Source organism: Rubrivirga sp. (genome assembly GCF_965213695.1).
GTDB lineage: Bacteria > Bacteroidota > Rhodothermia > Rhodothermales > Rubricoccaceae > Rubrivirga.
The window spans coordinates 3,879,540-3,892,444 of the sequence record NZ_OZ243912.1; the positions used below are offsets into that span (position 1 = coordinate 3,879,540).

The window sequence follows — 12,905 nt, forward strand, 5'->3', positions numbered from 1 at the left end:
CGTGCCCCGCCGCCCCGGACTCGCGCTGTTCACGCTGTGGCTGCTGGTGTTCGCCGCGGCCGGCCAGATCATCGTGATCGCGCCGATCCTGCCGCGCATCGGCGAGCAGCTGGGCGTGGGGCCGGGGCCGCTGGGCCTGCTCATCACCGTGTACTCGGTGACGCTGGCGGCGTTCACGCTCGTCGTCGGGCCCGTGTCAGACCGATTCGGGCGGCGCCGCGTGATCCTGGTGGGGACGGCGGCGATGGCCGTCGCGCTGCTGATGCACGGGCTGGCGACCTCGTTCGAGGCGCTGCTCGCGCTCCGGGCGCTCGCGGGCGTGGCCGGCGGCGTGCTCTCGGGCGCGTCGGTCGCCTACGTCGGCGACGCCTTCCCGGCCGACCGGCGGGGGTGGGCGAACGGGTGGGTGATGAGCGGGTTCGCCGTCGGCCAGATCGTGGGGATCCCGCTCGGCATCGCGCTGGCGGAGGCGTTCGGGTTCCGGGCGCCGTTCGTCGGGTTCGGGCTGGCGATGGTGGCCGCGTTCGGGCTCGCGGTACCGTTCCTGCCCCAGCCGCCCGACGCCCGCTCGGCGGTGCCGCTGACGGTCGGGACCGCCACACGCGGCTACGTCGCCCTGGCGCGCGACCGCGAGACCGGCGCGGCGTCGGCGGTGTACCTCCTGATGTTCGCGGGCGTCGGCCTGTTCGTGGTCTACTTCCCGTCGTGGCTCGAGGCGACCCTCGGGTTCAGCCCCGGCCAGGTGTCGGCGGTCTACGTGCTCGGGGGGATCGCGAACGTGCTGGCCGGCCCGCGCGCCGGGCGGCTCTCCGACCGGGTTGGGCGGAAGCCGGTGATCGTGGCGGCCTCGGTCGGGGTCGGCGTGCTGATGGCGGCGACGCCGCTCGCCGCGCTGTGGCCCCCCGCCGCCTTCGTCCTGTTCTCCGGGATCATGGCGCTCGCGGCGTCGCGCATCAGTCCGCTCCAGGCGCTGCTGACCGAGATGGTCCCGGCGGCGCGGCGCGGCGCCTTCATGAGCCTGACGGCGGCGACCGGCAACGCGGGCTTCGCGGCGGGGAGCGCGGCGGCCGGCGTGCTCTACGCCGGGCTCGGGTTCGGCGCGAACGCGATCGGCGCCGGAGCGCTCGCGGTCGCCGCGGCGGCGCTCGTGTGGGCCGTCATCCCCGCCGTCCGGCCCGCAGGCGTGCCGTGCCCGCCCGGGCTTGAAGACTGTGCCGACCGCCCGGTCCCGACGGTCCTCAGCGGCCCGTCGCCGGAGGCCGGCCACATGACGGAGGGCGCGCGGCCGACGCTCCGTGCCGGCGTGGCCCCGTAAGGGCCAGTCCCACCGGGGCGTCCGAAAGCCGGACTCACCCGCCCCACCATGCGTCTCGCTCTGATCCCGGCCCTCGTCCTCGCCCTCGCCGCGTGTGGCGCGGAGACCGAGCCCGCCGCCGACCCGGCACCCGCTGCCGCCGTGCCGGTCGACGTCGCGGCGGCCCCCGACGCCTCGACCGACTCGGTTCCGACGATGCCCGTCTCGGACGTCATGCCGCCCGCACCCGAGGTCGTCGCCGAGGGCCGGTTCTCCGGCGCCGAGGGCCACGACGTCGCCGGCCGCGCCCTCCTCGTCCGCCTCGATGACGGCTCGCACATCGTCCGGCTCGAAGGGCTCGACTCCGAGAACGGTCCCGACCTCCGCGTCTGGCTCCTGACTGACCTCTCGGACAAGGCCGACGGCCGCGTCGACCTCGGACGGCTCAAGAGCACGCGGGGCGACCAGAACTACGCCGTCCCCGCTGGGGCCGACGTGTCGGCCTTCGTCGGCGTCTCCGTCTGGTGTCGAGCGTTCTCGGTCGAGTTCGGGACGGCCTCGCTCGGGTAGCCGCGCCGGCCGGCGATCACGCCGTCCAGTCGGCGAGCTTGCGGACGAGCCAGGCGCCGCAGGCCCGCTCGAACGGCTCGGCGCCGGGCGGGACCGCGCCGGGGTACCACCCGTGGCCGAGGCCCGGCATCACCTCGACGGTCGACGCCGGGAACGCCTTGGCCGCCGCGCGGACGTCGTCGGGTGGGGCGACTGGGTCACGCTCGCCCGCCAAGAAGTGCGCGGGCCGGTCGGCCGAGACGTCGGGCGCGAAGCGGACCGGATCGAGGCCGTCGAGCGCGCGTCCGCCCCGGCCGAGGGCCGCCAAGAGCCGGGCGAACCGGAGCATCCCCACGGCCGGCTCGCCGCCGAACCGCCGGGCCGCCGCGTCGGCCACGGGCCCCAAGCGCAGGCCGCCAGCGACGACGGACGCCGGCATCCCCGAGAACCGCGAGAACGTGTCCACGAGGCCGCGCGCCATCGCGCCCAAGTCGGGGTGGCCGATGGCCCCGAACAGGCGGTCGCCCACGCCGTCGCGCGCGAACGCCAGGCTCGACAGCAGGCACCCGAAGCTGACGCCGAACAGGGCCCGCCGCTCGGCGCCGACCCCGTGCTCGGCGTGGGCCAGCGCCAGCGCGGCGGGCAGGTCGGCCGCGACGCCGTCGAACAGCCGGGCTGCGAACGGGACGTCGAGGTCGACGCCGCGCCGGGCCATCTCGGCCAGGTCCATCCCGGGGTGCCCGCTCGCCAGCCGCCGCGCGCCGCCGAGCGGCGTGTCGAGCAGGACCGCGCCGATGCCAGCCCGAGCGAGCGCCGTCGCCGCGGGCACGCTCCGGTCGAGCCCCTTCGTGATGCCGTTGAGCAGCGTGACGGCCGGCGCCCCGGACCGGCCGTCGGTCGGCGGCAGCACGATGGCGTCGACGGTCGAGAGGGCCCGGTCGAGGTCGTCGTGGCCGGTGTAGGCGTGCTCGCGGCGGAGCCGGTAGCGCGTGCCCGAGACGCCGCCCGCGCGGACGCGGCGGGCGTCGAGGACCTCGAACGGGGCCGGGGACGGAGTGGCGAGGGCGGACACGGCGTAACCAAATCGTTTCCCCGTCCACGCCGGTTCGGCCACCGGGTTCGGGACGAACCGTGAACTCGGGACCGCCCCGGGGCCCGCGCGCGTCAGGCCGCCGCGCGCGACAGGACGGCCGTGGGGACCGGGCGCGGGGCTGCCGGCGTCTGGCGGACGGCCCACGCGGCGCCGGCCGTCGCCACCGACAGCACGGCCTGGAACGGGACGGCGCCCCAGGCGCCGAGGGCCACCAGCGCCGCCAGCCCCAGCGCCGACCAGAGCGCCAGCGCGACCTCGGCCCGTCCGCCCTCACCGGCCGACGGCGGCCCCTTGGGTGTCCGCGCGAACGGGGTCCGGCGTCCGAACGCGGCCTGGGCCACGGCCCGCGCCGCTGGCCCGACCAGCGCGATCGGGGCCACGAGGGCGGCAGGAATCCGCAGCAGGCGACTCCGCCACGAGGCCGGGTGGAGCGCCCGCAGCGCGACGACGTGCGCGCTGATCACGCCCGTGAGGGCGACCGGCCCCAGCGCCGCCAGCGCGACGCTCGCGCCCGACCCGCCGACCGCCGCCACGACCGGGTGCAGAACGAGGACCAGCAAAAGCGACGGCAGGCTCAGCGACAGCGCGAGGTGACCCGTGAACGCGAGCTTCGACCGGACCGGGAGCGGAGCCCGCCACCACGTCGCCAGCCGGAGCCGGGCGACCTCGGCGAGTCCCTTGGCCCACCGCGCCTGCTGGCGCCGCCACGCCCCGACCGTGGCCGGGAGGTCAGCGGGGACCGTGACGTCCTCGGCGAGCCGGGCGCGCCAGCCCCGAGCCTGGGCCCGGAGCGCGAGGTCGGCGTCCTCGGCGAGGGTGTCGGCCCGCCAGCCGCCGGCGTCGTCGATAGCCGCGCGGCGCCAGACGCCGGCCGTCCCGTTGAACGGGAGCGGCAGGCCGGCCCGGTCGCGCGCTGCCTGTTCGACGGCGAAGTGGAGGTCGAGCACGGCCGCTTGCGCCCGGCCCAGGACCGTCCGGTCGGCGCCGGGATGCGTCCATCGGCCCTGGACGAACGCCAGGCCGGGATCGGCCAGGAGGGGCCCGATGAGCGCGCGGAGCACGCCGGGCGCCGGGCGGAAGTCGACGTCGAAGACGGCCACGACGGGCGCGTCGGAGCGGGCCAGGCCGTGGGCGAGGGCGCCGGCCTTGTAGCCGTCGCGCGCGTCGCGCGCCAGGTGGCGGACGCCGGGCCGCCGCTCGGCGCACAGGGCCGCGTTCGCACGGCGGGCGGCGGGCGACGAGTCGTCCAAGAGCTGGACCTCGACGCGGCCGGGGTAGTCCGTCGCCAGGGCCGCGTCGAGGGCCCGGGCCACGAGCGCGGCCGGCTCGTCGTAGACGGGGATCTGGACGACCACGTCCGGCCACGGGCCGTCGCGCGTCGGGAGGGGCCGTGCGGGGAGCGCCGTCCGCAAGGCGGCGAGGACGAGCGCGTGCAGGCCGAGCCCGGCGAGCACGAGCGCGGCGGCGCCGTAGACGACGTGGGCGAGCGCTACGAGGACGGAGAGCGGGTCGGTCACCAGTCCGAGGTGGCCGCCGTGAAGGCGTCGCGGGCGATCTGGTCGAGCGCCGTGGCCGAGGCGTCGGCCTCGCCCTGGAGCCCGGCGGCCGGCGCGAAGTCCTCCGACGCCGTGAACGACCGGGCCAGCAGCTCGCCGTCCTCGACCCGGTCCTCGACGACGACGCGGACCGACAGGCTCACGCGGTTGAGCGCGGCCACGTTCTGGTCCGTCACGGCGACCGGCGCGACGGCGTACCGCTCGATGGTGGCCCGGACGACGGCGTCGGCGGCGCCCTCGTCGGTCTCGAGCGTGAGCCGCGAGCGGTCGACGAAGCGGTCGACCAAGGCGTCGGTCAAGAGCCGGTCGAGGCCCGGCGGCCCGCCCGTAGAGCGGTCCTCGGCGAGGGGGATGGCGACCGTTTCGAGCTGGGCCGGGATGGTGGCCCCGGAGAACGAGTACACGCCGCAGCCGTGGAGAGGGACCAGGAAACAGGAGACAGGAATCAGGACCGAGCAGAGAGCCGCCACGCAACGACTCCGCCCCACCGTCCCCCCGATTCCTGAGTCCTGAGTCCTCATTCCTCTTTCAGCTTGCGGTAGAGCGTCCGCTCGGAGATGCCCAAGGCCTCGGCGGACTGGCGACGGTTGCCGTCGAAGCGGCGCAAGGCCTCGGCGATGAGCGCGGCCTCGGCCTCCTCCATCGTCGGGAGCGGGAGGCCGTCGGCGAGGGCGGCTTCGAGCGAGTCCGGGAGCGCCGGCCGGGCGCCGTTCCGGTCGGGGGCGTCGTCGCGCTCGAAGGGCACGCCGTCCTCGACCTCGAAGAGCGTGTCGGCCGCGTCGAACGGGGCCGGCGCGGGCGGCTCGTAGGCCACCTCCTGCTCGACCTCGCCGAGGTCGGCGAACGGCGAGAGGTCGGCAGCGAACCGGGCGTCGGCGACCGTCGGCGGCAGGCGGACGAGCGCGCCCGGCGCCCCGTCCCGGATCGACGCGACCTCGGCGCGGACGGCCCGGAGCTCGGCCCGGATCTCCAGGAGCGCCTGGTACAGCAGGCTCTGATCGGCCGCGTCGGCGGCCGGGCGCGGCGCCAGCGTCAGCCCGGCCGACGCCGAGACGCCCCGGAGCAGCGGCCGGACGGCCTCGGCCGTCAGCGGGTTCTGGCGGACCATGACCGTCGCCTGCTCGGCCACGTTGCGCAACTCGCGGACGTTGCCGGGCCAGTTGTACCGTCGGAGGAGGTCGGCCGCGTCGGGCGCGAGCCGGAGGTACGGCGCCTCGTACTGGCGCGAGAACCGGGCCAGGAACGCCTCGAACAGCGGGACGATGTCCTCGCGGCGCTGGCGGAGCGACGGGAGCCGGAGGACGACCGTGCTGAGGCGGTAGTACAGGTCCTCCCGGAACGTCCCCTTGCGGACCTCCTCGCCCAGGTCCTTGTTCGTCGCCGCGATCACGCGGGCGTCGCTCGTGAGCATGGCCGTCCCGCCGACGCGGCTGAACTCGCCGGTCTCGAGCACGCGGAGCAGCCGGACCTGGGCCTGGAGCGGCATCTCGCCGATCTCGTCCAAGAACAGCGTCCCGCCGTCGGCCTCCTCGAAGTAGCCCGTCCGGCGGTCGGTCGCCCCGGTATACGCCCCCTTCTCGGCCCCGAACAGCTCGCTCTCGATCAACCCCTCCGGGATCGCCCCGCAGTTGACGACGACCAACCGCTTGTGACGCCGCCGCGAGAGCCCGTGGATGGCCGTGGCCACCAGCTCCTTGCCGACGCCGCTCTCGCCTTCGAGCAGGACCGTGATGTCGGGCGGGGCCACCTGGGCGACGCGCTCGAGCACGCGCCGGAGCGCCGGGCTGTCGCCCAGGATGCCGAACCGTTCTTGCAAGGCCTGCCGATCCATTCGTGACGCGCGGAGGGGGCCGGCAAAATAGGAGCGCGGCCCGGCCGGGGACGCCTGAGCCGGCGGGCGCCTTACGCCAGCGACGGGCGTGGGAGACCGCCCGCTCCCGGGTCCGCTACATTCCCCCACGCCCCGCCCTCTCCCGATGCCCGCCACGCTCACGCCCGTCTCACTCCGGCTGACTCCTGAGGAGTACTTCGACTGGGAGGAGACCCAGGAGGAGAAACACGACTACATCTACGGGGAGGTCTTCGCCATGTCCGGCGCCAATCGCACCCACAACGACATCGCTGGCAACCTCGCCGTCGCGCTCCGGCTCGCCTTTCGCGGCACCGAGTGCTCCGCGTTCTCGAGCGACATGCGGGTTCAGGTCGAGCCGGACGGGCGCTACACGTACCCCGACCTCCCCGCGGTGTGTGGGGAGCCCACGTTCCTCAACGCCCGCGAGACGACGCTCGTGAACCCGGCGCTCGTGGCCGAGGTGCTCTCGCCGTCGACGGAGGCGTACGACCGGGGCGACAAGCTGGCCACCTACCGCGGCGTCCCGTCGATCCGCGAGATCGTGCTCGTCCGGCAGGACCGGCGGGCGGTCGAGGTGTACCGCCGCGAGGGCGAGGCGCGCTGGACGGTCGAGGATCTCGGCCAGGGCACGCTGGCGCTCGCGTCCGTCGGCGCTGAGGTCTCGTTCGACGAGCTGTACGCCGGGACCCGCTGCTAGTGGAGCGTCATAGCACTTCTGTCGGGCTCAGATCAGCGATGCGTGATCCTTCCCGATGAGAGTCACGCATCACGAATCGGAAACGCTCGGGACCGACCCGTCAAGCTCTCTGTGACAGAGCACTAGCCGCACCCCTCGTGTCAACCACCCCTCGCGTTCTCGGCCTGCTCGCGGCGCTCCTGCTGGCGCCCTCGGCCGTCGCCCAGACCGGCTTCTCGTCGTCGCTGCCCATCCTCGTGATCGAGACCGAGGGCGGCGCGATCCCCGACGAGCCGAAGGTGATGGCCCAGATGCGGGTGGTCGACAACGGGCCGGGCGCGCGGAACGCCCCGGGCGACTCGGCGCGCTACGAGGGGTGGATCGGGATCGAGCGGCGGGGCTCGTCGTCGGCGCGGTTCCCCAAAAAGCAGTACGGCGTCGAGACGCGCGAGGCGGACGGGAGCAACCGGAACGTGTCGCTCCTCGGGCTCCCGGAGGAGAACGACTGGGTCCTCTACGCGCCCTACAGCGACAAGTCGCTGATGCGGAACGCACTTGCGTACCACCTCGGCCACCTCACGGGCCGCTACGCCAGCCGCTGGCGCTTCTGCGAGGTCGTCGTGGACGGCGACTACCGGGGCGTCTACCTCTTGCTGGAGACGATCAAGGACGACGGCGACCGCGTGGACGTGGCCGATACGGACAGCCTGGGCGGCGGAACCATCTTCAAGCTCGACAAGCGGACCGGGGGCGACGAGACGTGGCCGTCGACGGACCCCGTGACGGGCCAGTTCGTCCGCTACCAGTTCCATGACCCCGAGGGGCCGGAGCTCACGGAGGCCCAGCGCGACGAGATCGAGGCGACGTTCGACGCGATGGAGGCGGCCACGGCGGCCGGCGACTTCGGCCACCTCGACCTCGGCTCGTTCGTCGACTACGTGCTCGTCAGCGAGGTGACTAAGAACGTCGATGCCTACCGGATCAGCACCTACTTCCACCGGCCGGCCGCCGGCGCGCCGATCCACGCGGGGCCGCTGTGGGACTACAACCTCGCCTTCGGCAACGCCGACTACGGGGCCGCGGCCCGGACCGACGGGTTCCAGTACGCCACGCCGTACACGAGCGACACCTACCCGATCCCGTCGTGGCTGTCGCGCGTGGTCGAGAGCGACACGTTCCAGGCGCGGGCTCGCGAGCGGTGGGCGGAGTTGCGACGAGGCCCGTTCGCGACCGACTCGCTGCTCGCGTGGATCGACGCGACGGCGGCGCAGTTGGACGAGGCGCAGGCCCGCAACTTCGAGCGGTGGCCCGTCCTCGACCGAGACGTCTGGCCAAACGCCTTCGTCGGCGGGAGCTACCCGGCTGAGGTCGGCCACCTCAAGGAGTGGCTCGTCGACCGGCTCGGCTGGCTCGACGGCCAGTGGCTCCCCGAGGCCCGCGCCGTCGCCGAGTAGCTGGGGCGGACGACCGGGACGCGCGGACCTCGGTGCGGACACCGCCGGCTTCGGGCTCGACCAGCGTCAGCAGGAACTGGCCCGGCACGAGTCGGCCCTCGACGATGCCGGTCACGGGCGTCCCGAGGCTGTCGGGCCCGACCACCGCGTAAGCGCCCCGGAGGGTCCCCGTGGGGTCGACCACGAACTCGACGCTGAGGCCGGCCGAGCCGAGCGCGTTGCCGGCCGAGATCACGCCCGCCTCGGTGTACGTGCCGGGCAGGACGATGGCGCTCTCCCCGCGGACGCCGACCGCGAACGAGATCGTCCGCGAGGGCGCGTCGGCAGAAATGGTGACGGTCGCCGGGGCCACCTCGGGCTCGGCGCCGAGCACGTCCACCGTGCGCGTCCCGGTGTAGACGCCCACGACGGAGGCGATGTCGAACGAGACCGGCGCCGAGGCGTCACAGGCAGCGACCCAGACGGCGAGGGCCACGCCCAGGCCGAGCCGGCCCACTACGCCGCGACCGGCGCGCGGACGCCCTCCGCCAGCGTCGTCGGGCGGACAAACGTGCCGAGCAGCGTCGCGCTCGAGCAGTCGTCGACGCGGACGACGGCGTAGTCGCCCTTGGCGAGCCCGGCCGGCCGGTCGAACACGACCATGTGGTTCGTGTCGGTCCGCCCCCGGAGCTGGGCGTCGCTCCGCTTCGACGGGCCCTCGACCAGGACCACCTGCGCGGTCCCGACGCGGGCGCGGTGGCTCGCGAGCGAGTGCTCGGCCTGGAGCGCGATGATCTCCTGGAGCCGCGCCTTCTTGACCGCCTCCGGCACGTCGTCGGCGTACTTGCGGGCGGCGAAGGTGTCGGGCCGCTCGGAGTACGCGAACGTGAAGGCGTGGTCGTAGCGGACGGCCTCCATCAGCGACAGCGTGTCGGCGTGCTCGGCGTCGGTCTCGCCGCAGAACCCGGCGATGAGGTCGGTCGAGAACGCGAGGCCCGGGACGATGGCGCGGGCCCGCTCGATCAGGCCGAGGTAGTGCTCGCGCGTGTAGGTCCGCCGCATCCGTTTCAGCACGTCCGAGTTGCCGTGCTGGACGGGCAGGTGGATAAAGTCGCAGACCGTCGGCCGCTCGGCGTGGACGTGCAGGAGCGCGTCGGAGCAGTCCTTCGGGTGGCTCGTCGAGTAGCGGATCCGGAGCTCTGGGGACAGCAGCGAGATCCGGTAGAGCAGCTCCGCGAAGTCGACCGCGTGCCCGTCCGCGTCGACGCGGTACGAGTTGACGTTCTGGCCGAGCACCGTCACCTCCTTGTAGCCCGCATCCACCAGTTGCCCGACCTCGGACAGGATGGACGTGACCGGCCGGCTCCGCTCGCGGCCTCGCGTAAACGGGACGACGCAGAACGCGCACATGTTGTCGCACCCGCGCATGATCGAGACGAACGCGCTCACGCCGTTCGAGTCGTAGCGGACCGGGGCGAGGTCGGCGTAGGTCTCCTCGCGGCTGAGCTGGACGTTGACCGCGGCCTGGCCCGTGTCGCGCGACTCCGCCAGCAGGCGCGGCAGGTCGCGGTAGGCGTCGGGCCCGACGACCAGGTCCACCAGCCGCTCCTGCTCGAGCAGCTTCGACCGGAGCCGCTCGGCCATGCACCCGAGCACGCCGATCTGCAAGCCCGGTTGGCTCTTCTCCTTGCGCGCGCGGATGTGCGTCAGCCGCCCGCGGACGCGGTCCTCGGCCTTCTCCCGGATCGCGCACGTGTTGATGAGCACGACGTCGGCGTCCTCCTCGCGCTCGGCCAGCGCGTAGCCGTCGGCGCCCAGGATGGACGCGACCAGCTCCGAGTCGGCCACGTTCATCTGGCACCCGTACGTCTCGATGTAGACGCTCCGACCATTCGTGCCGGCGCGGGCGGCGGTCACGCGAGGCGCGTCGGCACCGCGGGCGTCGGGGGCGGACGAGACGGGAGCGGGGGCGTCGAGGACGTCGAGGTCGGCGAGGGGCTGCATCACGGGGCGCGGAGTCCGGCCCGGAAGCTACGCCCGGCGTGCCCCGGCTCCGGGCTAGCGTTCGGTGGAGACACCGCCCAAACGAGCCACCGCCCCGCCGGGCCTTACGGGGCCTGGCGGGGCGGAGACGGATCGAGCGGTCGGAGAGGCCCTACAACACGAAGAGAGGCGGGCGGGCTCTAAAAGAAGGGCGGGGCGAGCCGACGGGCTCCGGAACTCGATGGAGGAGCTTAGAAAAGGGCGACGCCGAGAGCGGCGGCCGAGAGGGCGCCGAGACGGAGGACGAGCGCGTACGGACTGGTGACGAGACGGGCCGGAACGGAGAGAGCAGTCACGGTGCCAGGGGGCTGGATGTGAGTCCCCTCCTTACAGCCTTCATGCCAACGGCGCCCGCCTGACACCTCGCCCGAAACCATCCGATTCCATCCGACACACACACGACTCGCACACACGGGCTTTCCCCCAACCCTCTGCCGACTCGTCCCCCCCTCTAGGGGTTTCCCCGCTGACGATCCGTCGCCCCGGCTCGGAGCACGTATTTGCCGACCAGGTCGAACTCCAGGTTGACCCGGTCTCCTTCGGCCCACCGGCCGGCCGTCGTCTTGTCCCACGTGTGGGGGATGATCGCGAGCGCGAACGTGCCGGCCGGCTCGTCCAGCCGGGCCACCGTCAACGAGATGCCGTCGACGCAGACGCTGCCGCGCGGGATCAGGGTCGCCGCGTGCTCGGCCGGGTACCGCACGCGGACCAAGTGCGAGTCGGCCAAGGCCTCGACGGCGTCGATCACACCGGTCGTGTCGACGTGGCCCTGGACGAGGTGGCCGTCGAGCCGGGACCCGAGCACGAGCGCCCGCTCCAGGTTCACGCCGTCGCCGGGCTCGCGGTCGCCGAGGGCCGTCTTGGACAGCGTCTCCTCGACGGCCGTCGCTTCGAACCCGTCGGCGTCCTGAGCCACGACGGTCAGGCACACGCCGTCGACGGCGACGGACTCGTCCACGCGGAGCGCGTCGGCGAACGAGCACGCGATCCGGAGCCGCCGGCCGCCTTCGAGCGGCGTGACGGCGGCGACGGTGCCGACCTCTTCGATGATGCCTGTGAACATGGGCGCGTGGGGAGCGCCCGGAGTCTACTCGTCGGCGGGGCCGAGCGGGTGTGCGGTCTCGGCGGAGCCGAGCCGACGGCGGGTCAGACCTCGCGCCGGTAGCCCACCAGAAGCGCGTCCGGCCCGACCGTCTCCCACCGGCTCTCGACAAACGCCAGCGCCCCCGCCATCCGGCCGACGCCGAGGTCGCCGACGGCGGGCGTCCCCTCGCCCACCACCTTGGGCGCGACGAACCACGCCACACGGTCCGCGAGGTCGTGCGCGAGCAGCGCGGTCGCCAGGCCGGGCCCGGCCTCGACCATCAGCGACTGGACCGGGCTGGGGAGCCCGTCGCCAGTCCCGAGCCGGTCGAGGAGCGCGCCCAGGTCGAGGTGGCCGTCGCTCTCCGACACGGCGAGCACGGCGCCCCCCTTCTGGCGGAGGGCCTCGGCGTACGCCGGCTCCACGCCCGGGCCGACGACCGCGAGCGTGGGCGCGGCGCCGTCGGTGAACAGGCGGAGCGACGCCCGCAGCGCGCCCGTCCGGTCGAGCACGACGCGGAGCGGTTGGGACTGGCCCTCGGCGAGGGCGACGTCGCGGACGGTCAGCGCGGGGTCGTCGGCCCGCGCCGTGCCGGCGCCGACGAGCACGGCGTCGGCCTCGGCCCGCCAGCGGTGGACGAGCGCCCGCGCCGGCGGCGACGTGACCCAGCGGCTGTCGCCCGTCCGCGTGGCGACCCGTCCGTCGAGCGTGGCCGCGGTCTTGAGCGTGACGAGCGGGCGACCGGTCGTGACGAGCGTGCGGAAGGCCTCGATCTGGCGCCGCGCCTCCGCCCCGCGCACGCCGACCGCGACCTCGACTCCGGCCTCGCGGAGCCGCGCCAGCCCGCGCCCGGCGACGGCGGGGAACGGATCTTCTTGGGCCACCACCACACGCCCGATGCCGCGCTCGACGAGGAGGTCGGCGCACGGCGGCGTCCGCCCGTGGTGGCTGCACGGCTCGAGCGTGACCACCATCGTGGCCTCCGCGAGCCGGTCGCCGACCCCGCGCGCGTCGGCGTCGCGGACGGCCCAGACCTCGGCGTGCGGCCCGCCGACCCGGCGGTGCCACCCCTCGCCCCAGGTCTCGCCGTCGGGCCCGAGCAGGACCGCCCCCACCATCGGGTTCGGACTGGCGGCCCCGGCGCCACGCGCCGCCAGCGCCAGCGCCCGGTCCATCGCGGCGGAGAGGTCGAGAGACATGCGGGAGACGGGAGACGGGAGACGGGAGACGGGAGACGGGAGACGGGAGACGGGAGACGGGAGACGGGAGACGGGAGACGGGAGACGGGAAAGATGTCCGTCGCCGGCCGCCAGCGCCACCCCGTG

General features: G+C 74.5%; 12 protein-coding genes. 4 read left to right on the forward strand and 8 right to left on the reverse strand.

Features of this window, described 5'->3' with window-relative positions; all coding sequences use genetic code 11:
• The first annotated feature begins 1 nt into the window (after position 1).
• Together ACOOHE_RS17215 and ACOOHE_RS17220 are read left to right on the forward strand one after the other, a co-directional pair.
• A complete protein-coding gene (locus ACOOHE_RS17215; protein ID WP_420455321.1) occupies positions 2-1,315 on the forward strand; it encodes an MFS transporter in 1,314 nt (437 codons plus the stop codon).
• A 48-nt stretch (positions 1,316-1,363) separates the two neighbouring features.
• Complete coding sequence (locus ACOOHE_RS17220) at positions 1,364-1,864, forward strand: DM13 domain-containing protein (protein WP_420455322.1); 501 nt, start codon at positions 1,364-1,366, stop codon at positions 1,862-1,864.
• A gap of 16 nt (positions 1,865-1,880) precedes the next feature.
• Here the strand turns inward: ACOOHE_RS17220 and ACOOHE_RS17225 are convergent, their stop codons facing one another.
• The 4 genes from ACOOHE_RS17225 to ACOOHE_RS17240 all read right to left on the reverse strand — a co-directional run bounded on the left by ACOOHE_RS17225 (position 1,881) and on the right by ACOOHE_RS17240 (position 6,323).
• Positions 1,881-2,915 (reverse strand): alpha/beta fold hydrolase, encoded by a 1,035-nt coding sequence (locus tag ACOOHE_RS17225; RefSeq protein ID WP_420455323.1) that lies wholly within the window; start codon positions 2,913-2,915, stop codon positions 1,881-1,883.
• Between the two features lie 92 nt (positions 2,916-3,007).
• Positions 3,008-4,453, reverse strand: a complete 1,446-nt coding sequence (locus ACOOHE_RS17230; protein WP_420455324.1) for a glycosyltransferase family 2 protein — start codon at positions 4,451-4,453, stop codon at positions 3,008-3,010.
• Positions 4,450-4,896: an LPS assembly lipoprotein LptE gene (gene lptE, locus ACOOHE_RS17235; RefSeq protein WP_420455325.1), complete on the reverse strand. Its 447-nt coding sequence runs from the start codon at positions 4,894-4,896 to the stop codon at positions 4,450-4,452. Before lptE ends, ACOOHE_RS17230 begins: the two co-directional genes overlap by 4 nt.
• Before the next feature lie 113 nt (positions 4,897-5,009).
• Entirely contained in the window at positions 5,010-6,323 is a 1,314-nt protein-coding gene (locus ACOOHE_RS17240; RefSeq protein WP_420455326.1) for a sigma 54-interacting transcriptional regulator, read from the reverse strand.
• A gap of 145 nt (positions 6,324-6,468) precedes the next feature.
• Here ACOOHE_RS17240 and ACOOHE_RS17245 point away from each other — a divergent pair, with 145 nt between their 5' ends.
• The gene (locus tag ACOOHE_RS17245; RefSeq protein ID WP_420455327.1) at positions 6,469-7,041 is read left to right on the forward strand and encodes a Uma2 family endonuclease; all 573 of its coding nucleotides are present in this window, start codon (positions 6,469-6,471) and stop codon (positions 7,039-7,041) included.
• A gap of 137 nt (positions 7,042-7,178) precedes the next feature.
• On the forward strand, positions 7,179-8,474 hold the full coding sequence (locus ACOOHE_RS17250) for a CotH kinase family protein (protein WP_420455328.1): 1,296 nt from the start codon (positions 7,179-7,181) through the stop codon (positions 8,472-8,474).
• Here the strand turns inward: ACOOHE_RS17250 and ACOOHE_RS17255 are convergent.
• The 4 genes from ACOOHE_RS17255 to ribD all read right to left on the reverse strand — a co-directional run bounded on the left by ACOOHE_RS17255 (position 8,398) and on the right by ribD (position 12,779).
• Positions 8,398-8,970 (reverse strand): hypothetical protein, encoded by a 573-nt coding sequence (locus ACOOHE_RS17255; protein ID WP_420455329.1) that lies wholly within the window; start codon positions 8,968-8,970, stop codon positions 8,398-8,400. The genes ACOOHE_RS17250 and ACOOHE_RS17255 overlap by 77 nt on opposite strands.
• Positions 8,970-10,457 (reverse strand): tRNA (N6-isopentenyl adenosine(37)-C2)-methylthiotransferase MiaB, encoded by a 1,488-nt coding sequence (gene miaB, locus ACOOHE_RS17260; protein WP_420455330.1) that lies wholly within the window; start codon positions 10,455-10,457, stop codon positions 8,970-8,972. Before miaB ends, ACOOHE_RS17255 begins: the two co-directional genes overlap by 1 nt.
• A gap of 490 nt (positions 10,458-10,947) precedes the next feature.
• Positions 10,948-11,559 carry a riboflavin synthase gene (locus ACOOHE_RS17265; protein WP_420455331.1) on the reverse strand — a complete coding sequence of 204 codons (612 nt, stop codon included), beginning with the start codon at positions 11,557-11,559 and terminating at the stop codon, positions 10,948-10,950.
• A gap of 83 nt (positions 11,560-11,642) precedes the next feature.
• A complete protein-coding gene (ribD, locus tag ACOOHE_RS17270; RefSeq protein ID WP_420455332.1) occupies positions 11,643-12,779 on the reverse strand; it encodes a bifunctional diaminohydroxyphosphoribosylaminopyrimidine deaminase/5-amino-6-(5-phosphoribosylamino)uracil reductase RibD in 1,137 nt (378 codons plus the stop codon).
• Positions 12,780-12,905 lie beyond the last annotated feature (126 nt).

Bases quoted from the DNA above. Each gene is read 5' to 3' on its own strand.
- ACOOHE_RS17220 (WP_420455322.1), top strand. From the start codon at position 1,364: ATGCGTCTCGCTCTGATCCCGGCCCTCGTCCTCGCCCTCGCCGCGTGT.
- ACOOHE_RS17240 (WP_420455326.1), bottom strand. From the start codon at position 6,323: ATGGATCGGCAGGCCTTGCAAGAACGGTTCGGCATCCTGGGCGACAGC.
- ACOOHE_RS17245 (WP_420455327.1), top strand. From the start codon at position 6,469: ATGCCCGCCACGCTCACGCCCGTCTCACTCCGGCTGACTCCTGAGGAG.
- miaB (WP_420455330.1), bottom strand. From the start codon at position 10,457: ATGCAGCCCCTCGCCGACCTCGACGTCCTCGACGCCCCCGCTCCCGTC.
- ACOOHE_RS17265 (WP_420455331.1), bottom strand. From the start codon at position 11,559: ATGTTCACAGGCATCATCGAAGAGGTCGGCACCGTCGCCGCCGTCACG.
- ribD (WP_420455332.1), bottom strand. From the start codon at position 12,779: ATGTCTCTCGACCTCTCCGCCGCGATGGACCGGGCGCTGGCGCTGGCG.